This is a genomic window from Enterococcus sp. DIV1059_2 (assembly GCF_051713685.1).
Classification (GTDB): Bacteria; Bacillota; Bacilli; order Lactobacillales; family Enterococcaceae; genus Enterococcus_D; species Enterococcus_D casseliflavus.
The window spans coordinates 1,730,674-1,750,082 of record NZ_JBIOQK010000001.1; the positions used below are offsets into that span (position 1 = coordinate 1,730,674).

At 43.5% G+C, this 19,409-nt stretch carries 22 protein-coding genes; 21 read left to right on the top strand and 1 reads right to left on the bottom strand.

The features are described from left to right. Window positions 1-75 precede the first annotated feature (75 nt). The 21 genes from fabD to IGI72_RS08120 all read left to right on the top strand — a co-directional run bounded on the left by fabD (window position 76) and on the right by IGI72_RS08120 (window position 16,961). Complete coding sequence (fabD, locus tag IGI72_RS08020; protein ID WP_005225891.1) at window positions 76-999, top strand: ACP S-malonyltransferase; 924 nt, start codon at window positions 76-78, stop codon at window positions 997-999. Between the two features lie 9 nt (window positions 1,000-1,008). Then, complete coding sequence (gene fabG / locus IGI72_RS08025; protein WP_438753807.1) at window positions 1,009-1,746, top strand: 3-oxoacyl-[acyl-carrier-protein] reductase; 738 nt, start codon at window positions 1,009-1,011, stop codon at window positions 1,744-1,746. Between the two features lie 12 nt (window positions 1,747-1,758). Further along, the gene (gene fabF / locus IGI72_RS08030) at window positions 1,759-2,997 is read left to right on the top strand and encodes a beta-ketoacyl-ACP synthase II (protein WP_016610185.1); all 1,239 of its coding nucleotides are present in this window, start codon (window positions 1,759-1,761) and stop codon (window positions 2,995-2,997) included. Continuing rightward, window positions 2,998-3,480: an acetyl-CoA carboxylase biotin carboxyl carrier protein gene (gene accB / locus IGI72_RS08035; RefSeq protein WP_016610184.1), complete on the top strand. Its 483-nt coding sequence runs from the start codon at window positions 2,998-3,000 to the stop codon at window positions 3,478-3,480. It abuts the gene before it with no gap. Between the two features lie 4 nt (window positions 3,481-3,484). Then, window positions 3,485-3,913 carry a 3-hydroxyacyl-ACP dehydratase FabZ gene (gene fabZ / locus IGI72_RS08040; protein WP_005225895.1) on the top strand — a complete coding sequence of 143 codons (429 nt, stop codon included), beginning with the start codon at window positions 3,485-3,487 and terminating at the stop codon, window positions 3,911-3,913. Window positions 3,914-3,920: 7 nt separating this feature from the next. Continuing rightward, window positions 3,921-5,285 (top strand): acetyl-CoA carboxylase biotin carboxylase subunit, encoded by a 1,365-nt coding sequence (locus IGI72_RS08045; RefSeq protein ID WP_005225896.1) that lies wholly within the window; start codon window positions 3,921-3,923, stop codon window positions 5,283-5,285. A gap of 12 nt (window positions 5,286-5,297) precedes the next feature. After that, entirely contained in the window at window positions 5,298-6,167 is an 870-nt protein-coding gene (gene accD / locus IGI72_RS08050) for an acetyl-CoA carboxylase, carboxyltransferase subunit beta (RefSeq protein WP_005225897.1), read from the top strand. Next, a complete protein-coding gene (locus IGI72_RS08055; RefSeq protein WP_015509573.1) occupies window positions 6,160-6,945 on the top strand; it encodes an acetyl-CoA carboxylase carboxyl transferase subunit alpha in 786 nt (261 codons plus the stop codon). The genes accD and IGI72_RS08055 overlap by 8 nt, the downstream gene beginning before the upstream one ends. A 190-nt stretch (window positions 6,946-7,135) precedes the next feature. Continuing rightward, a complete protein-coding gene (locus IGI72_RS08060; protein ID WP_005225899.1) occupies window positions 7,136-7,981 on the top strand; it encodes a transporter substrate-binding domain-containing protein in 846 nt (281 codons plus the stop codon). Window positions 7,982-8,003: 22 nt separating this feature from the next. Next, window positions 8,004-8,693, top strand: a complete 690-nt coding sequence (locus tag IGI72_RS08065; protein ID WP_005225900.1) for an amino acid ABC transporter permease — start codon at window positions 8,004-8,006, stop codon at window positions 8,691-8,693. Window positions 8,694-8,709: 16 nt separating this feature from the next. Continuing rightward, a complete protein-coding gene (locus IGI72_RS08070) occupies window positions 8,710-9,435 on the top strand; it encodes an amino acid ABC transporter ATP-binding protein (RefSeq protein WP_005225901.1) in 726 nt (241 codons plus the stop codon). Window positions 9,436-9,794: 359 nt separating this feature from the next. Further along, on the top strand, window positions 9,795-10,319 hold the full coding sequence (locus IGI72_RS08075; RefSeq protein WP_428214442.1) for a YqeG family HAD IIIA-type phosphatase: 525 nt from the start codon (window positions 9,795-9,797) through the stop codon (window positions 10,317-10,319). Between the two features lies 1 nt (window position 10,320). Then, window positions 10,321-11,439, top strand: coding sequence for a ribosome biogenesis GTPase YqeH (gene yqeH / locus IGI72_RS08080; protein ID WP_428214441.1), 1,119 nt, complete (start codon window positions 10,321-10,323; stop codon window positions 11,437-11,439). Window positions 11,440-11,454: 15 nt separating this feature from the next. Further along, window positions 11,455-11,766 carry a ribosome assembly RNA-binding protein YhbY gene (yhbY, locus tag IGI72_RS08085; RefSeq protein ID WP_005225905.1) on the top strand — a complete coding sequence of 104 codons (312 nt, stop codon included), beginning with the start codon at window positions 11,455-11,457 and terminating at the stop codon, window positions 11,764-11,766. A 12-nt stretch (window positions 11,767-11,778) separates the two neighbouring features. Then, window positions 11,779-12,420 (top strand): nicotinate-nucleotide adenylyltransferase, encoded by a 642-nt coding sequence (locus tag IGI72_RS08090; protein WP_005225906.1) that lies wholly within the window; start codon window positions 11,779-11,781, stop codon window positions 12,418-12,420. After that, the gene (gene yqeK, locus IGI72_RS08095; RefSeq protein ID WP_428214440.1) at window positions 12,410-13,009 is read left to right on the top strand and encodes a bis(5'-nucleosyl)-tetraphosphatase (symmetrical) YqeK; all 600 of its coding nucleotides are present in this window, start codon (window positions 12,410-12,412) and stop codon (window positions 13,007-13,009) included. Before IGI72_RS08090 ends, yqeK begins: the two co-directional genes overlap by 11 nt. A gap of 11 nt (window positions 13,010-13,020) precedes the next feature. Next, a complete protein-coding gene (gene rsfS, locus IGI72_RS08100; RefSeq protein ID WP_034695537.1) occupies window positions 13,021-13,362 on the top strand; it encodes a ribosome silencing factor in 342 nt (113 codons plus the stop codon). Then, complete coding sequence (locus tag IGI72_RS08105; RefSeq protein WP_195960741.1) at window positions 13,362-14,090, top strand: class I SAM-dependent DNA methyltransferase; 729 nt, start codon at window positions 13,362-13,364, stop codon at window positions 14,088-14,090. Before rsfS ends, IGI72_RS08105 begins: the two co-directional genes overlap by 1 nt. 27 nt (window positions 14,091-14,117) lie before the next feature. After that, on the top strand, window positions 14,118-15,284 hold the full coding sequence (locus IGI72_RS08110) for a nucleotidyltransferase (protein ID WP_074934715.1): 1,167 nt from the start codon (window positions 14,118-14,120) through the stop codon (window positions 15,282-15,284). 79 nt (window positions 15,285-15,363) lie between these two features. Then, the gene (locus tag IGI72_RS08115; protein ID WP_005225911.1) at window positions 15,364-16,086 is read left to right on the top strand and encodes a YebC/PmpR family DNA-binding transcriptional regulator; all 723 of its coding nucleotides are present in this window, start codon (window positions 15,364-15,366) and stop codon (window positions 16,084-16,086) included. A 215-nt stretch (window positions 16,087-16,301) separates the two neighbouring features. Beyond that, window positions 16,302-16,961, top strand: coding sequence for a hypothetical protein (locus IGI72_RS08120; protein ID WP_034857991.1), 660 nt, complete (start codon window positions 16,302-16,304; stop codon window positions 16,959-16,961). Between the two features lie 57 nt (window positions 16,962-17,018). Here IGI72_RS08120 and helD read toward each other — a convergent pair whose 3' ends face one another. Further along, window positions 17,019-19,298: an RNA polymerase recycling motor HelD gene (helD, locus tag IGI72_RS08125; RefSeq protein WP_438753810.1), complete on the bottom strand. Its 2,280-nt coding sequence runs from the start codon at window positions 19,296-19,298 to the stop codon at window positions 17,019-17,021. Window positions 19,299-19,409 lie beyond the last annotated feature (111 nt).

The window sequence follows — 19,409 nt, forward strand, 5'->3', positions numbered from 1 at the left end:
TTTGCTGATTCATAGACGAACTGCAAGAAGCCATGTTCTCCAACGACAACGATCAAAGTAATGAAGGAGTGCAAGATGAAGACAGCCTTTTTATTTAGCGGTCAAGGCGCACAGTACCCCCAAATGGGAGAAGAGCTCTATCACCAAGAAGCCATCGTTCGTGAGACGTTTGAACAAGCCAGCACCATTCTAGGATATGATATGGCCGAGCTATGCTTTACTGAAAACGAACGTTTAAACCAGACGGAATATACGCAGCCTGCCATCTTAACGGTAAGTACGGCTTTTTGGCGACTTTTGGATGCGCAAGGAATCAAAGCAGATGCTGTTGCTGGCTTGAGTTTAGGCGAATATACAGCCCTAGTCGCTAGTGGTGCACTTGATTTCCAGACAGCAGTCGCATTGGTGCAAAAGCGCGGTCGGTATATGGCAAGTGCGGCGCCAGCAGGTGTTGGGAAAATGGTCGCTGTGATGAACACACCCGCTGAAACGATTGAAGAAATCTGTAAAGAAGCAAGTCAAGTGGGGATCGTGACACCAGCGAATTACAATACGCCGCAGCAGATCGTCATTGGCGGTGAAGCGCCGGCAGTGGATAAAGCGGTGGAATTGTTACAAGCTGCTGGAACCAAACGGGTGATTCCTTTAAATGTCAGCGGTCCTTTCCATACTGCTTTGTTGGAACCCGCATCGCAGCAATTAGCACAGGAATTAGCTCAAATCACCTTTGATGAGTTACAAGTACCTGTCATCAGCAATACGACCGCGCAGCCAATGCAGCAAGACCAAATCAAGGAACTGTTGACGCTGCAAGTGAAATCGCCAGTGCGTTTTTACGAAAGCATTGCGACACTGAAGCAGCTTGGCATCCAACAAGTCATCGAGATCGGACCAGGAAAAGTATTGAGCGGTTTTATGAAGAAAATAGACAAAGAAATCCAGACTGCGCGTGTAGAAGATAGCCAAACGTTGGCAGATACACTAGCCCGATTCAACTAGGAGGAATTTATGGATCTGCAAAATAGAAACGTCTTTGTAACTGGTAGCTCGCGAGGGATCGGTTTTACCATCGCGGAAGCCTTTGCCAAAGAAGGAGCGAATATCGTTTTAAATGGACGAAAAGAAATTCCCCAGTCACTGATCGATCGCATCACCAGCTACGGCGTGAAATGTGTAGCGATCAATGGGGACATTTCTGATTTTGATCAAGCGGCAGCCATGCTTTTAGAAGCAGAAGCGGCAGTCGGACCGATCCACATTTTAGTCAATAATGCCGGGATCACGAATGACAAATTATTGTTGAGAATGAAACCCGAAGATTTTGATTCAGTGATCAAAATCAATTTGACTGGTACCTTCAATATGACGCAGCACGCGTTGAAAAAAATGATGAAGCTGCGAGAAGGCCGCATCATCAATTTGACGAGTGTGGTCGGCTTGACGGGAAATATTGGGCAAGCCAACTATGCAGCAAGTAAAGCTGGCGTGATCGGTTTTACGAAATCTGCCGCTCGTGAAGGTGCCGCTCGGGGGATCACCTGCAATGCGATCGCCCCAGGATTTATCGAAACAGAGATGACTGAAGTGCTGTCGGATAAAGTCAAAGAACAATCATTGGCAAATATTCCGTTACAGCGTTTTGGTTCCACACAGGATGTTGCGCGAACAGCAGTCTTTTTAGCAAAAAGCCCCTACATCACTGGTCAGGTGATCAGTGTAGACGGCGGGATGGCAATGCAAGGGTAGGAGGAAGAATAGATGAATCGAGTAGTAGTTACAGGATACGGCGTCACTTCTCCAATCGGAAATGACCCCGAAACATTTTTAGCAAGTTTACAAAACGGGACCAACGGCATCGGCCCGATTACAAAATTTGACGCAGAAGCAACAGGGATCTCAGTTGCCGCTGAAGTCAAAGATTTTCCGTTAGAAAAGTACTTCGTTAAAAAAGATACGAAGCGGATGGATCTTTTTTCCATTTATGGAATTTATGCGGCGTTAGAAGCGATGGAAATGGCGAAGTTAGATACAGAAACCATTGATGTGGATCGTTTTGGCGTGATGGTTGGTTCAGGGATCGGCGGCTTGCCAACGATTCAAGACCAAGTGATTCGGATGCATGACAAAGGAGCAAATCGGGTATCACCAATGTTCGTACCGATGTCGATCGTAAATATGGTTGCCGGCAACATTGCATTACGGGTAGGTGCGAAAGGCATTTGTACGACGACTGTTTCCGCCTGTGCTTCTGGTACCCATTCAATCGGTGAAGCTTTTCGGAACATCAAGCATGGCTACGCAGATGTCATGATCGCTGGTGGTTCAGAAGCGACGATCTGTGAAATCGGTATCGCTGGTTTTGCGTCTCTGACGGCGTTAACCACTGAATCAGATCCTGACAAAGCATCCGTTCCGTTTGATAAAAATCGTAGTGGGTTTGTCATGGGTGAAGGCGCTGGTGTCTTCATTTTAGAATCATTGGCGCATGCGCAAAAACGTGGGGCAACGATTTTAGGTGAAGTCGTAGGGTATGGTGCGAACTGTGATGCCTACCATATGACTGCGCCAAATCCAGATGGATCAGGTGCTGGAAAAGCAATGAAATTGGCGATGCAAGAAGCAGCGATCACCCCGGCTGAAGTTGGCTACATCAATGCCCACGGTACAAGCACGCCTGCCAATGACAGTGCAGAAGCGACATCGATCCAATACGGATTGGGCGAAGACTATAAAAAACCATATGTTAGCAGTACAAAGTCAATGACTGGTCATTTGCTTGGGGCGGCTGGTGGAATCGAAGCCATTGCTTCACTATTAGCATTACAACATCAATTTATTCCACCAACCATCAACGTGACAGAACAAGATCCTGAGATCGACTTGAACGTTGTTATCAATCAAAGCCAACCAGCAGAATTGACCTATGCCATGAGTAATTCACTTGGGTTTGGCGGTCATAATGCAGTGATCTTGCTGAAACGTTGGGAGGAAGCGTAATTGGAAACACATGAGGTAAAAGAGCTGCTCAGCCAATTCGATCAATCGACGTTAACTGAGCTTCAATTAAAAAAAGAGACATTTGAACTTTATTTTAATAAAAATACGACAAGTGGGCTACAAAGTGCATCCTCTGCACCTGCATCTGCTCCTGCAGCGAATGCTGCGCCAACTCCTGTTGCACCAACGCCTGCTGTCTCAGCAACACCGGACACAGTAGAAACGGCAAAACCTGTCTTAGAGGGCAAAGAAGTTGTCTCTCCATTAGTGGGTGTCGTTTATTTGAAACCAAGTCCTGATAAAGACAACTTCAAACAAATCGGCGATCACGTGAAAAAAGGTGATATTCTCTGTATCGTTGAAGCGATGAAAGTCATGAATGAAATCGTCAGTGACGTCGATGGCGAATTAGTTGAAGTCTTAGTTGAAAGCGAACAAATCGTTGAATACAATCAACCATTATTCCGTGTGAAAGAAGGGTAAAGCAATGAGCGCATTAACGATTCAAGAAATCAAAGAAATCATCCCTCATCGTTATCCGATGCTTTTAGTGGATCGGGTAGAGGAGTTAGAAGAAGGCAAACGGGTCGTTGCGAAGAAAAACGTTACTATCAATGAGCCGTTTTTCCAAGGTCATTTTCCCCATGAACCAGTGATGCCCGGAGTATTGATCGTGGAAGCAATGGCGCAAGCAGGTGCTGTGGCATTGCTATCATTGGAAGATTTTCGTGGGAAAACTGCCTATTTTGGCGGTTTAGACAAAGCGAAATTCAGAAAAAAAGTAACACCAGGCGATACCTTGATCTTAGAAGTAGAAATAATCAAAGTGAAATCTGCAGCTGGCATCGGCAAAGGAATTGCCTATGTTGATGGGAAAAAAGTGGCGGAAGCAGAATTGACTTTCATGATTGGATAGGTGAGACATGTTTTCTAAAGTATTGATCGCAAACCGTGGCGAAATCGCCGTACGTATCATTCGCGCTTGTCGCGAATTAGGTATTCAAACGGTCGCCGTTTATTCAGAAGCAGATAAAGAAGCGTTGCATACAGAGCTTGCCGATGAAGCGATTTGTATCGGACCTGCCAAAGCAGCCGACTCTTATTTGAATGTACAGCAGATCCTAAGCGCTGCGATCGTCACAAAGGCTGAGGCGATCCATCCTGGATTTGGCTTCCTTTCAGAGAATAGCCGCTTTGCTGCGATGTGCGAGGAATGCAATATCGTCTTTATTGGGCCAAAGAGTGAGACTATCGATGCAATGGGAAACAAAATCAATGCAAGACGCTTGATGATCGAAGCAGAAGTACCGGTCATTCCCGGAAGCAAAGGCGCGATTTCTGATGTGGAAGAAGCTTTAACAATCGCTGAAGAGATTGGTTACCCAGTCATGCTCAAAGCTGCGGCCGGCGGTGGCGGTAAAGGGATACGGAAAGTCGCAGATAAAGAAGCATTGCCTCATCATTTTGCTTCGGCGCAGCAAGAAGCGAAAGCGGCATTTGGCAACGATGAAATGTACATTGAAAAAATCATTTATCCTGCTCGACACATAGAAGTGCAAGTGTTAGGTGATTCTTTTGGTAATATTATCCACCTTGGTGAACGCGATTGCTCGCTACAACGCAACAACCAAAAAGTGTTGGAAGAATCCCCTTCTGTGGTGATTTCTGAAAGCAAGCGAGCAGAACTAGGAGAAGCAGCGGTACGTGCCGCACAAGCGGTAGGGTATCGTAATGCTGGCACGATCGAGTTTTTAATGGCGGACACTGGGGAGTTTTATTTCATGGAAATGAACACTCGAATTCAAGTGGAACACCCGATCACCGAAATGGTGACAAACATTGATCTAGTCAAAAAACAACTTGAAGTCGCTAGTGGCGAACCGCTAGGCTTGACGCAAGCAGACATCAAGATGACGGGCGCGGCGATCGAATGTCGGATCAATGCAGAAAATCCAGCCTTCAATTTTGCACCGTCACCAGGCAAGATCAACAATTTGTTTTTACCAAGTGGCGGCCTAGGCGTTCGTGTAGACAGTGCCATGTATTCTGGCTACACGATTCCACCTTATTATGATTCTATGATCGCTAAAGTGATCGTTCACGGCGAGAACCGTTTCGAAGCGTTGATGAAGATGCAGCGGGCGTTAGCCGAATTAGTGACCGATGGTGTCATTACAAATGCAGAATTCCAAATGGACTTGATCAGTCACCCGAAAGTGATTGCGGGAGACTATACAACCGCCTTTTTACAAGAGGAATTTCTGCCAAATTGGACACCTGAACAATAGGAGGGAAGATGAGTGGCTTTATTTAAGAAGAAAAACTACATTCGCATCAATCCTAATCGAGGTCAGCTGCCAACGAACGAACCAGTCGTACCAGATAATCTTTGGGCGAAATGTCCTAGTTGCAAACGAACGCTTTATACGAAGGAGATGGGGGCAGAGAAAGTCTGTCCTCACTGCGGGTATAATTTCCGAATCAGTGCCTGGGAACGGATCGCTATCACGATTGATGAGAAAAGTTTTGAAGAATGGGACACAGATGTAACCACAAAAGATCCTCTTGATTTTCCTGGATATTTGGATAAAGTCGCCCAAATGCAAGAAAAAACTGGGTTGCATGAGGCTGTCCTCACAGGAGAAGCAAAAGTTCAAGGATTGCCGTTAGCGATCGGAATCATGGATGCGAATTTCATCATGGGCAGTATGGGAACGGTCGTGGGGGAGAAGATTACCCGTTTGTTTGAACGTGCGATCGAAAAACAGCTACCAGTTGTTCTTTTTACCGCTTCAGGTGGTGCACGGATGCAAGAAGGAATTTTGTCACTGATGCAAATGGCAAAAATCTCTGCCGCGGTAAAACGCCACAGTAAAGCTGGCTTGTTTTATCTAACGGTTTTAACGGACCCGACAACCGGTGGCGTCACCGCTAGTTTTGCGATGGAAGGGGATATCATCCTGGCAGAACCGCAAGCCTTGATCGGTTTTGCTGGACGACGTGTGATTGAACAAACCATTCGTCAGGAACTACCTGAAGACTTTCAAAAGGCAGAGTTTCTGTTAGATCATGGCTTTGTCGATCAAATCGTTCCGCGGACGAACTTGCGGGAGAAAATCCATCATTTGATTTCTTTGCATACGCGGAAAGGATGGGATCGTAATGACTAGAGCAGCCCACGAAATCGTTGAACTCGCTCGCAGCAAAGACCGTTTGACGGCACTGGATTACTTTGACGGCATTTTTTCTGAGTTTGAAGAGTTTCATGGAGACCGTCTGTTTGGCGAAGATGAAGCCGTTGTTGGCGGCATTGCTTGTTTAGATGGCAAGCCAGTGACCGTGATCGGTATTCAAAAAGGCCGTAATCTGCCTGAAAATTTACGCAGAAACTTTGGCTCGCCACATCCTGAAGGCTATCGCAAAGCGTTACGCTTAATGAAGCAAGCAGAAAAATTTCAGCGACCTGTGGTCACATTGATCAATACAGCAGGGGCGTTTTGCGGTATTGGCGCGGAAGAGCGCGGAGAAGGCGAAGCGATTGCCCGTAACTTGATGGAAATGTCCGATTTAACGGTGCCGATCTTGGCAATCATCATTGGTGAAGGCGGCAGCGGCGGTGCCTTAGCACTGGCATTAGGCGATGAGGTTTGGATGATGGAACATTCGATCTATGCCATTTTATCTCCCGAAGGCTTTGCTTCGATCCTATGGAAAGATGGCAGCCGTGCCAAAGAAGCTGCTGGCTTGATGAAGATCACAGCTCAAGAACTATATGAACTCGGTGTTATTGAAAAAGTGATTGCTGAAACCCATGAAGAGGCCTTTTTACCGAAAGAGCAATTGATGGAACAGATGAAAGCGGCAATTTCAAAGAAACTTGCCGAACTTTCTACCTTGCAAACAGATGAATTGCTTGAGGCAAGGTATCAACGTTTTCGCCGATTTTAAAAACTAGGATATCCACTCTGATTAGAGGATGGGTATCCTAGTATTTTTTTATTAAAAGTGTTATTGAATAAATCGTACAAATGGCGAAGTTTTTAGTTTAAAATTTAATTATTCTGTGCTATTATGTATACATTCTGAATATAAGAAGATTATATTGCATAAATATTTGTTTTGAAGAGGAGCGTTTTTAATGAAAAAATTATTTGGAGCACTTGTTGTATTGACGGGGATTTTGGTTTTAGGAGCTTGTGGGAATGGCGGCTCATCGAGTACTGGAAGTTCTAGTGCCAGCGGTTCGGCGGATAATCAATTGGAAGCCATCAAAGCAGCTGGTGTGTTAAATGTGGCAACTTCTGCTGACTTTGCCCCGTTTGAATTTCATGCCTTGATCGATGGCAAAGATACGATCGTGGGCGCAGATATCGATATGGTCAATGAGATCGCTGATCGTCTTGGTGTCGAAGTGAATATTTTGGACCTTGATTTCAATGCTGTTTTGACTGCTTTGCAACAAGGGAAAGCCGATATCGCTGTTTCAGGCATCTCAGCAACTGACGAACGTAAACAGACTTTTGATTTCACCGATAACTATTTTACACCAGAACAAAAATTAGTTGTTAATAAAAACAATGAATCGGCATTTGATTCAATCGAAAGCTTGTCTGGCAAAAAAGTAGGCGCTCAAAAAGGCTCGATCCAAGAAATGATCGTTCAAGATCAATTAGCTGATTCGCAATTGGTTTCCATCGCCAAAGTTCCGAATCTAGTCAATGAATTGAAACAAGGCTCGATCGACGGTTTGGTCCTTGAAAGTGCGGTTGCTGAATCGTATGTTGCACAAAATGATGACCTCGTGATCACTGATGTAGCATTAGAAGCATCTGAAGGCGATTCTTATGCAATTGCTTTACCTAAAGGGAGTACCGAATTACAAGAAGAACTAAACAGTATTTTGAAAGAATTGATTGAAGATGGTACAATCGATGAGTATGTACAAAAGAACACAGATCTAGCCAACGAAAATGCGGCGCAATAGATAGAACGGAGTAGACACAATTATGGATTTATCCTTTTTAGCGATATATTACCCTTATTTTCTTTCTGGTGTGGTGATCACCATCGTGATCTCTATCATCACCGTGATCTTTGGAACGATTCTAGGGGTGATTTTCGCCCTAATGAAATTATCAAAAGTGACGCCTTTGCGCTGGTTTGCTAATGCGTATATTGAAGTCATCCGCGGCACACCGATGCTGGTGCAGATATTGATCGCTTTTGGTCTTTTGCAAGGAATGTTTGCCTTGCCGACGGTCTCGATCGGCGTGTTGAGTCTTGATTTTGGGCGGCTATTTCCTGGGATCATTGCGCTCTCGCTTAATTCTGGGGCATATGTTGCTGAGATCGTCCGAGGGGGAATCAATGCCGTTGATTACGGTCAAACAGAAGCGGCTGGTTCTTTAGGGTTGCGGCCTTTTCAAACGATGCGTTATGTCGTATTGCCACAAGCACTACGCAACATTTTGCCGCCACTAGGCAATGAATTTATCGTTTTGATTAAGGATTCCTCTTTGCTTTCAACGATCGGCATCTACGAGCTGATGAACAGTGCGCAGATCGTTGTCACCAGTTCTTTCCAACCATTAACGCCTTTCTATGTGGCGGCGGTCATTTACTTCATCTTGACGTTTACGACTTCGCGACTATTGAGTTTATGGGAAAAGAAACTAGGCAAAGGCTATCGTCGTTAAAAGGAGAAGACAAGCTATGATGTTAGATATTCAAGATTTACACAAAACCTTTGGCAGCAATCAAGTGCTAAAAGGGATCACAACGACGATCGATCAAGGAGAAGTCGTAGTGGTGATTGGGCCATCTGGGTCAGGAAAAAGCACGTTTTTACGCTGTTTGAACCTATTAGAAGTACCGACAAGCGGAAAAATCTTTTTTGAAGGAACCGATATTACCGATCCAAAGAATGATTTGTATAAGATGCGTGAAAAAATGGGTATGGTATTTCAAAATTTTAATCTTTTTCCGAATATGACGGTTTTAGAAAACATTACTTTGTCCCCGACGAAAGTCAAGAAGGTAGCAAAATCGGCGGCTGATCAGTTGGCAAAACAACTACTAAATGATGTTGGCTTACCAGACAAAGCAAAAGCCTATCCTCAAAGTCTTTCTGGTGGACAAATGCAACGAATCGCTATCGCACGTGCCTTGGCGATGGAACCAGACGTGATGCTCTTTGATGAACCGACTTCAGCGTTAGACCCAGAAATGGTTGGCGAAGTATTGTCCGTCATGCAGCGTTTGGCTCAGCAAGGAATGACGATGGTCATCGTCACTCATGAAATGGGCTTTGCGAAAGAAGTCGCGGATCGGATTTTATTTATGGATCAGGGAATCATTATGGAGGAAGGAACGCCAGAACAGATCTTTGATCATCCGAAAAATCCACGAACCATTGATTTTTTGAGTAAAGTATTGTAAACTGCGAGAAGTTCGCAGTTGTTAGTGATAAATTTGGACCTTTCCTAAGCATCCTTTCAGTAAAAGGATGCTTTTTTGACGGAAAAAAGACTACTTTAAAGAAGTGATAGGACAAACGGTTGTCTTGGCAGGTTCCTTTTTCAGTTCTTTTACAAGAAACCTGCAGAAACTGGCGCACTTGCTAGTATTCAAAAAGATTCTATTGTATAATTACAGGTTGAAGAGGTCTGATCTTGATAGAAACCATCTGCGTGATTGTAGGCAGATCGGACTGTTTCTTTTTAAGGATCGACAATTTGGATCGATGACTAGTCGCCGATTTTTAATACGTGAAGAAATCATGCAGCAAAGGAGATTTTATGTTTTCAAATTATAAACCGACTTGGATGGTCGATGCGATTTATAAAATCACCCCTAGCCAACTAAAGGCACAGGGGATCAAAGGGATTTTGACCGATCTTGATAATACCTTGATTGCTTGGAACAATCCTGACGGAACCGAAGAACTAAAAAACTGGCTACTGGAAATGGAAAATGCTGGGATACCGGTAGTTGTCGTTTCCAACAACAATAGTGAACGAGTGGCACGGGCAGTTGCGCCCTTTGGTTTAAAGTACGTACACCGCGCATTAAAACCCTTTTCAAGAGGGATCAAACAAGGCTATCAACAATTAGGCTTGAAAAAAGAAGAGGTCGTGATGATCGGCGATCAAATCATGACGGATGTACGAGGTGCCAATCGTGCCGGTGTTCGCAGTATTTTAGTGAAACCAGTGATCCCAACGGATTCTTGGAAAACCCAATTTAATCGAGCCGCAGAAAGAAAAATCATGAACTATTTATTGAAGCACAACCCAGAGTTAAAATGGCGTGGAGGAATTTAATATGACAGAAGGAATCGAAGAAATTCACTGTATCGGCTGCGGGGCAGTGATTCAGACAACGAACCCCAATGAATTGGGCTACACCCCGCAATCCGCATTAGAAAAAGGACTTGAATCAGGAGAAGTCTATTGTCAACGCTGCTTCCGTTTGCGCCATTACAATGAGATCCAAGATGTTTCCCTTACCGACGATGATTTTCTGCGTCTACTGAATGAAATCGGGGAAAAAGAAGCCTTGATCGTTAATGTCGTTGATATTTTCGATTTTAATGGTTCATTGATCCCAGGACTGCACCGCTTTGTCGGCAATAATCCTGTTTTATTAGTGGGCAACAAGGTGGATATTTTACCAAAATCTTTGAAAAAATCGAAGATGACCCAATGGATGAAGGAACGTGCTCATGAAGCTGGTTTAAGACCAGTGGATGTATTATTGACGAGTGCCAAGAAGCCAGGTGAAACGGAAGTTTTACTGCAAGCGATCGAAACGTATCGTGAAGGACGCGATGTCTATGTGGTGGGTGTGACGAATGTTGGAAAATCAACATTGATCAATCAAATCATCAAACAAACAGCGGGGATCAACGAATTGATCACGACTTCGCGTTTCCCAGGAACCACATTGGATAAAATCGAGATTCCATTGGATGACGGACACTTCTTGATCGACACACCAGGAATCATTCATCGTCATCAAATGGCGCATTATTTAGGTAAAAAAGATCTAAAAATCGTGGCACCAGCCAAAGAGATCAAACCAAAGGTGTATCAGTTGAATCCAGAACAAACTTTGTTCTTAGGAGGACTTGCCCGATTTGATTTCATTCAAGGAGAACGCAGTTCATTTATTGCTTATGTAGCAAATGATGTGGCGATCCATCGGACCAAATTAACGAAAGCCGATGAGTTTTATGAGAAACATGTTGGTGGGCTGCTGCAGCCGCCGCGAGCAGATGAAGTGGCGGATTTTCCTGAACTCGTCCGTTTCGAATTTTCAATCAAAGAAAAAACCGATATCGTTTTTGCTGGACTTGGCTGGATCACGATCACCAAACCGTGTGTCATCGCTGGGTGGGCGCCAAAGGGTGTCGATGTGCTTAGACGTAAAGCATTAGTATAAGGAAGAAGGAAGAATATGGACTTACGAGGAAAACAAAAAAGATTTTTACGAAGTGAAGCGCACCATTTAAACCCGATTTTTCAAATCGGCAAAGGCGGCTTGAATGACGCGATGATGGCGCAAATTGAAGAAGCGCTAGAAAAACGAGAATTGATCAAAGTCTCATTGCTCCAAAATACCGATGAGGTTGCTGACGAAGCAGCTGAAACGATCCGTGAGAAAGTCGGCTGTGAAGTGGTACAGATCATCGGACGAGTGATCGTTTTATTCAAACCGTCAAGCAAAGAAAAATACCAAACGATTTCAAGCAAAGTTCGTTCAATTTAGGAGGGAGAAGGCATGCAAGGACAAACATTTGGAAAGGTACAAACGGTTTTAGAGACACAAACACAAGAACTTGTACCGAAAAAGCAAGTGGGCATTCTTGGTGGGAATTTTAATCCAGTACACTACGCACATCTGGTCATGGGTGAGCAAGTAGGGCAAGCATTAGGGCTGGATAAAGTTTATTTCATGCCTGAGTATTTACCGCCTCATGTTGATGAGAAAAAGACGATCCCAGCTGAGCACCGCTTGGCGATGTTGGAGTTGGCGATCGCCGATAATCCGCGATTTGCTGTAGAGACCATTGAGTTGGAACGAAAAGGTAAGAGTTATACGGTTGATACGATGCGGGAATTGACAGCTAAGAATCCAGATACCAATTATTATTTTATCATTGGCGGGGATATGGTGAACTATTTACCAAAATGGCATCAAATCGATGAGCTGATGGAATTGGTGACTTTTGTGGGGGTTCGTCGTCCAGAAGTGCCGATCGATAGCCCATACCCGATTATTTGGATCGATATCCCGCTAATGGATGTCAGCTCAACAACAATTCGTAAAAAAGTGCAACAAGGTTGTTCGGTTCGCTACTTATTGCCAGATAATGTGTTACACTATATTCAAGAAAAGGGGTTGTACTTGGATGAAGAGTGAACACTACACACAAGCAGAACGGGAACTTTTGATGCAAAAGGTCCAAATGCAGATGAGTCAAAAGCGCTTTGAGCATGTGTTAGGTGTCGAAAAAACGGCCGTTGCCCTTGCGGAAAAATATGGTGCTTCACCGATCAAAGCCAGCATCGCCGCCTTGACGCATGATTATGCGAAAGAACGCAGCGATGAAGAATTTCAATTAGTCATTCGTAGAGACGGATTCGACTTGGATCTCTTGAACTGGAACAATGCCATCTGGCATGGACTTGTCGGTGCTGATTTCGTTCAACGAGAATTAGAAATCGATGACGAAGAAATCTTACAAGCGATCCGTTTGCACACCACCGGAGCTGCTAAGATGAGCCTGTTAGATAAAATCATCTATGTGGCAGATTATATCGAACCCGGACGTACGTTTCCTGGAGTCGTTGAAGCCAGAGAGATCGCAATGATTGACTTAGATGCCGCTGTTGCTTACGAAACGAAACATACCTTGCTTCATTTGATTGAAACAGAAGCAGTTATCTACCCAAAAACGATCGAAACCTACAATTTTTGGGTAGCCAAATATAGGAGGGAATTACCATAGATAGTCAGAAAATATTAGAAATTGCTGTAAAAGCCGCCGATTCAAAACATGCCGAAGATATTATGGCATTAGATGTGCGGGAAATCTCTTTGCTAGCAGATTACTTTGTGATCTGTTCAGGAAATAGCGAACGTCAAATCAATGCGATCATTGATGAAGTCATCGATAAAGAAGAAGAAAATCAAGTATCTGTTCGTCGTGTCGAAGGAAAAGATGGTGGAAAATGGGTCTTGATCGACTTAGGTGACGTGATCGTTCACGTATTCAGTGCCTCAGAACGTGCTTTTTACAACCTAGAAAAATTATGGTCTGATGCGCCGCTTGTGGATCTTAATGAATGGGTCGTGGCGTAATGGCTTACGAAACCTTCGCATTTGTCTATGACGAAGTAATGGATTCCAGTCTCTATAAAAAGTGGCTGGATTTTTCTTGTCGTCATTTAGGAAAAAGAAAACAGCTGTTAGAATTGGCTTGTGGAACTGGTGCGTTAGCCGTTGAGTTTGCCAAGGCTGGTTTTGACGTGACTGGGTTAGATCTTTCAGAAGAGATGCTGATGATCGCTAGTCAACGGGCTGAAAAAGAAGAGGCGGCTGTGCAATTTGTTGCGGGTGACATGCTGGATCTCGTAGATGTTGGCACCTATCAAGCAATTACCTGCTATTCTGACTCCCTTTGCTACATGGAAGACGAGCAGAGTGTGCAGCAAGTGTTTGATGGTGTTTACAGTTGTTTAGAAGAAGATGGCGTCTTTTTATTTGATGTGCATTCCTTATATCAAATCGATGAAGTCTTTCCTGATTATAGCTATCATTACCAAACCGATGAATTTGCCTTTCTTTGGGAAAGCTATCAAGGCGAAAAAGACCATAGCATTGAACACTTCTTGACCTTTTTTGTTGCACAAGAGAATGGGTTGTTTGAACGCTTAGATGAGCTTCATCAAGAAAGAACCTATCCTCTTAAAAGCTATTTAAGAATGTTAGAAAATGCTGGTTTTGCTAATGTTGAATGCTATGCTGATTTTATCGATACGAAGCCAAATGAAAAAAGCCGTCGCTGGTTTTTTGTCTGCCATAAGTAACCGTTATGTAAAACAGGAGGGATGTCGATGAAGGCTTGCGGACTAGTCGTAGAATACAATCCTTTTCACCATGGACACCAATACCATGTGGAAAAAGCACGGCAAGTAACGAATGCTGATGTCGTAGTTGCGGTGATGAGTGGAAATTTTTTACAGCGTGGCGAACCAGCAATCATCGATAAATGGCAGCGAGCTCAAGCAGCACTACAACATGGGGTAGACTTGATCGTCGAATTGCCCCCCGCTTGGGCCGTCCACTCTGCTGATTTTTTTGCATCGGGAGCGATCAGGATTCTGCAGGATCTGCAATGTGAGTTGTTATGCTTTGGCACAGATACGAAACACCCCTTCGACTATGCCAAGTTTGCTCACTTTGAAAAAGAAAATCAACTAATGATCGATGACGCATTTCAACGCTTAGCTAGGCAAAATGCTACCTATAGTCAAAAAATGAGTGCGGTCCTCAGTGAGCTATATCCTGAGTACCATGCAGAAAAAGACCAGCCCAATCATCTGTTGGGTATGGCGTATGCACGGGAAGTGCTGCATTATGAAAAACCAATGCGCTTGGTCCCCATCCAACGCGTTGCGGCGTCTTATCATTCAGAACAATTCGATCATCCCACGATCGCCAGTGCAACAGCCATTCGCCAAGCAATCAAACAAGGTGCAGCTGTTGCGGATTTTGTTCCTGAAGCAACACAAAACTTTCTTTCACAAGCAACAGTCGATTGGGAAGCCTTTTGGCCGTATCTTCAATACCAGATCATCTCTGCCCCAATCGAAAAATTAGCTGCTATTTACCAGATGGAAGAAGGATTAGAATATCGACTAAAACAATATGTGACGGCGGCGGATTCTTTTGCAGATTTTATCAAGTTGTTAAAGACGAAACGTTATACCCAAACGCGGCTGCAGCGTCTTGCTTGTTATGTATTGTTCCAAGTGACAAAAGCTGAAATGAAGGAAGCTCAAGAACATTCCTTTATTCGAGTCTTAGGGTATACGAAGCAAGGGCAGCACTATTTAAAAGAGATCAAAAAAGAGCTGACCCTGCCGCTGATCGCTAAATTTGGTAAGCAAGAAGCACAGCGCTATGGCTTGTCATTGCGGATCGACCAGATCTATCAGCAAGGGAATCCTCAAATCACAGAACAAAATTTTCGAAGAATTCCGCTTTTTATTGATAAATAAGTGAAAATTACTTCACAGAACGCCATTTGACAAGTATAATGAATAAGGATTTTTAAAAACAAGAAAGCGAAGTGAAATCATGGGTCGTAAATGGGCAAATATCGTAGCGAAAAAAACTGCTAAAGATGCAAACAATAGCCGAGTTTATGCAAAATTTGGAATCGAAATCTACGCAGCAGCAAAATCGGGTGATCCTGATCCTCACGCGAACCAAAAATTACGCTTTGTTATCGAACGTGCGAAAACCTACAATGTGCCAAAACACATTATTGACCGTGCGATTGAAAAAGCCAAAGGTTCTGGCGATGAACAATACTCAGAACTTCGATACGAAGGATTTGGACCAAATGGATCAATGGTGATCGTCGATACGTTGACAAATAACGTCAACCGTACCGCAGCCGATGTTCGGGCCGCTTTTGGTAAAAACGGCGGGAATATGGGTGTTTCAGGGGCCGTTGCTTATATGTTTGATAACACGGCACTCTTTGGCTTTGCCGGTGACGATGCGGATGAAATCTTAGAATACTTGATGGACAAAGAGATCGATGTTCGTGATGTTGTTGAAGAAGATGGACAAATCATCGTTCACGGTGAACCAAGTGACTTCCATGCCATTCAAGAAGCCTTGAAAGAAAAAGGAATCACTGAATTCTCAATTGCAGAAATGCAAATGATTCCTCAAAATGAAGTAACCTTGACGGGAGACGATCTAGAAAAATTCGAAAAAATGATCGATGTGTTAGAAGATCTTGAAGACGTACAAAACGTCTATCACAATGTGGCAGACGCGGAAGAATAAGTGTCACTTGGCAGCCTAGAGACAATCTGGCTGCCATTTTTTTAGTATGTTTTTTTATGTAGAGGCTTTGTCGCTTATGCAAGAGAAATAATGAAGCGGTAGCGTTGCTCATTTACTGAAAATTCTTCTGTGTTGATCATCTTTTCAGTTGGTTTCTATACATTTTATGTGTTATGATTTACTACATAAGCAAACAAATCGTTAGGGGGGCAGACATGGAAGAAAAAATCGTTTTAGAGCCATTTAATCGAATCTTAAGTGGTTTTGAAAAGCTAGCAGAAGTGTCTGTATCGATTTCTGACTGCTCGGCTCTTTGTCGGAAATATCAAAAGTATGGGGTGGAAGGGTATCGTCTAGGTGATTATCGCGGCTCTTCTTATTTGAATCGTTATTTAAATGTCGTCGTTGATCGCGCACCCTTATTAATATATAAAGAGCGATTCTTGATTCCTTTAGTCTTTCGCATGTCGGAATACTCTGAACGGCTCTTTATCGATGAGTATCGAATGGAAGGGTTCTTCTTGCTGTTGGATTGGCTTTTAGAGCACCGACCAGAAAAAGCAATTATTGATTATAAACGAACGCGTGCTTTGCCTCATAAAAAAGAATTTGTCATCGACAGTTCCTATGTACTTTTTCGATTGACAGAAATTCTAGATGGCGCTGGCTTTCCTCTTAGTCGCTTTACGACGATTGAAGAATTTAGTGAGTGGAATCGTACCCATCGCTTGATCGATAACGGCAGTATTGGACGACATACAAAATTATTCGTTCCAGAAGATCCCGAACACGTTTCTGAGCTGCAAATGATTTTAACCATCGTAGGGATGCGCTATCCAGAAACCCGGTTATTTATTGGCGAGTTAAAAGGCTAAAAAAACATCACGATCGGCTTGTTTCCTTTGGGAACTCGCCGAAAGTGATGTTTTTTGTTATCCGATCGTTGATGCTTCTTGGAACTGATAAGTGGTAGGATCAGCTTTTGCCAGAAGCGGCAATTCCTCTTGGGTGAGGACGGTCAACTGATGCATCGCCCGTGTCGCCATTGTATAAAAAATCAATTGGTCTTGTTCAGTCACGAAAGTGGCACCTGGTGTCCAGACAAATACTTGGTCAAACTCTAGCCCTTTTGCTAAAAAGGCCGGGAAGATCATCACATTGCGTTTCATGAAGTCTTCTTCAGAGGTGATCAGCTGCACTTGTTCCTGCATTGTTTCTGCCAGCTGGGCATATAACTGCTGGCAATCCTTTGCGGTTTTACAAATGATCGCGGTGCGCCAACGCTGATTCTCAGCTGCGTCACGAATACTGGTTTCTAGGAAAGCCAGATTTTCAGTTGCAGTTCCTTTAACAATTGTTGGTACCGCCCCTTTACGAGCCGTCAATTCCACTTGATCACTGCCAACTAAAAATTGATTGGCGAAATCTGTGATTTCCTTAGTCGAACGATAGCTGGTTTTCAATTGATAACGTTTCACACTTTCGTGGGGGAATAATTCTGCTAATGCCCCGACGATCGTTTCATTGCCATACACTTTTTGATTCAAATCGCCGCATAGGGTGATGCCAGCCTTTGGATAAAGCTGACGCAGTAGAGCCACTTGTGCTGGTGGAAAATCCTGCATTTCATCGATAAAGATAAACCGAGCTTTTTCTTCGACATGAACAGGATAAAGCTGTTTGATCAGTAAGAAAAACAAAACTGCGTCTTCTTGTTTGATCTGTCTTTGGCGCATGCCTTGTCGAATATCGGCAATACTTTGCTGCCAAGCCGCAGCCTCGATGCCAGTTTCTTTGACTGCAGCAGACTCAACCGATTGTAAAAAGTGTAAGTATTGCTTGGCTTGGTTGATAAACTGAAAGTTTTTCACTCCCCGCGTCAAGGAACGGAACTTCTTGCGGACGATCTGCTGTCTAAGTTTCTTCCGCAAACGGCGTTCGTTTTCTTCGCTGTATTCTTGATGAGGATCATTGGCAAATACTTGTTGCAATTGTTCTTCGGTCGCTTCTTTGACCCAGTCTTTTTTGGCTTCATCTTTTTCCAAGCCGCCGATTTTTTTTAATAATTTCGTTTGAAGCAGTTGGGTTCTTTGGTAAATCGGCAGTTCGTTATTGGTTTCTTGATACCAGCGGCGAATCTGTTCTTTTGTCAAATAGGTTTGCCCTTGGATTTTTAGATCACGGAACAAGGGACCGATCGGTGCAATCGAACGGACATAACGGTTGATTTTTTCCACCAAGAAAAGACTACTTTTGATTTTTTCAATGGCATCATCGTCGCCACTTAAAAAGGTTTCTTCTTGTTGGGTTTCTTTCGTCACTTCATAGCCAGTCAGAATCAATTGGATAAAGTGGTGGAAGGTTCTTGTGGGCACTTCACTTTCACCTAAAGAAGGCAGGACCATGGAAATATAGTCAGAAAACAAATGATTGGGTGAAAAAAGCAAGACTTGTTTTTCGTCCAACCATTTGCGATTCCGATAAAGTAAAAAGGCGACCCGTTGCAACAAAGCAGAGGTTTTCCCACTTCCAGCAATTCCTTCGATCAGTAAGAATTTATTGGTGGTATCACGAATGATTTGATTCTGTGCTTTTTGGATCGTCGAAACGATGTTACGCATTTGAGAAGAAGAGGCTTCATCCAATATTTCCAACAAAAATTCGTCATTGATGATCTCCGAAGTATCGACCATCGACAAGATTTCCCCATTTTGAATTTTAAATTGGCGTTTCAAAAGCAATTCTACCGTAAACCGATCAGTGTCTGTTTCGTAGAAGGTTTCACCAAGCTCTCCTTCATAATAAAGATTGGCGATCGGTGCGCGCCAGTCAATGACGATCGTTTCTTCATCTTTGTCTCGCAATGAAGCGATCCCCAAATAGAGGGTCTCGGTTTCTTGTTCTTCTTTGAAATCGATTCGAGCAAAATACGGATTGCCCGCCATCGTTGTTAAGGTTTTGACGCGTTTTTCTTGTGATTCTGCGGTTTGGTATTTTATCAGCAATTCTTGTTCATGCTGCTGGTACTCGATAACTGATTCATAAAAGGCTTCACTGTCGCCCCCGCGAATTTTCTTATCGGCGATTTCTTTTAATTGATCATCCATTTTAGCGGCTAACTCTTGTTTTTGCTGCGAAAGGATCGCTTGTTCTCTGTGGATCAGAGCAATGGTTTCATTGACATGTTGTTGTTCTTTTTGACGTTCGTTCACGAAGGATCCTCCTTAAAAAAATTGCGACATAAAATTATAGCATATTTTCCCTGCGAATGTCGTGGAAAAAAAGAAACTATGCTAATATTTATAAAAAGAGCTTAGGTGTTC

Coding starts and splice junctions, on each gene's coding strand:
- fabD (WP_005225891.1), top strand. CDS start 76: ATGAAGACAGCCTTTTTATTTAGCGGTCAAGGCGCACAGTACCCCCAA.
- yqeK (WP_428214440.1), top strand. CDS start 12,410: ATGAAGAGTGAACACTACACACAAGCAGAACGGGAACTTTTGATGCAA.
- fabG (WP_438753807.1), top strand. CDS start 1,009: ATGGATCTGCAAAATAGAAACGTCTTTGTAACTGGTAGCTCGCGAGGG.
- IGI72_RS08045 (WP_005225896.1), top strand. CDS start 3,921: ATGTTTTCTAAAGTATTGATCGCAAACCGTGGCGAAATCGCCGTACGT.
- IGI72_RS08110 (WP_074934715.1), top strand. CDS start 14,118: ATGAAGGCTTGCGGACTAGTCGTAGAATACAATCCTTTTCACCATGGA.
- yhbY (WP_005225905.1), top strand. CDS start 11,455: ATGGACTTACGAGGAAAACAAAAAAGATTTTTACGAAGTGAAGCGCAC.
- yqeH (WP_428214441.1), top strand. CDS start 10,321: ATGACAGAAGGAATCGAAGAAATTCACTGTATCGGCTGCGGGGCAGTG.
- IGI72_RS08090 (WP_005225906.1), top strand. CDS start 11,779: ATGCAAGGACAAACATTTGGAAAGGTACAAACGGTTTTAGAGACACAA.
- IGI72_RS08105 (WP_195960741.1), top strand. CDS start 13,362: ATGGCTTACGAAACCTTCGCATTTGTCTATGACGAAGTAATGGATTCC.
- fabF (WP_016610185.1), top strand. CDS start 1,759: ATGAATCGAGTAGTAGTTACAGGATACGGCGTCACTTCTCCAATCGGA.
- IGI72_RS08115 (WP_005225911.1), top strand. CDS start 15,364: ATGGGTCGTAAATGGGCAAATATCGTAGCGAAAAAAACTGCTAAAGAT.
- IGI72_RS08070 (WP_005225901.1), top strand. CDS start 8,710: ATGATGTTAGATATTCAAGATTTACACAAAACCTTTGGCAGCAATCAA.
- IGI72_RS08075 (WP_428214442.1), top strand. CDS start 9,795: ATGTTTTCAAATTATAAACCGACTTGGATGGTCGATGCGATTTATAAA.
- IGI72_RS08055 (WP_015509573.1), top strand. CDS start 6,160: ATGACTAGAGCAGCCCACGAAATCGTTGAACTCGCTCGCAGCAAAGAC.
- fabZ (WP_005225895.1), top strand. CDS start 3,485: ATGAGCGCATTAACGATTCAAGAAATCAAAGAAATCATCCCTCATCGT.
- IGI72_RS08120 (WP_034857991.1), top strand. CDS start 16,302: ATGGAAGAAAAAATCGTTTTAGAGCCATTTAATCGAATCTTAAGTGGT.
- IGI72_RS08065 (WP_005225900.1), top strand. CDS start 8,004: ATGGATTTATCCTTTTTAGCGATATATTACCCTTATTTTCTTTCTGGT.
- IGI72_RS08060 (WP_005225899.1), top strand. CDS start 7,136: ATGAAAAAATTATTTGGAGCACTTGTTGTATTGACGGGGATTTTGGTT.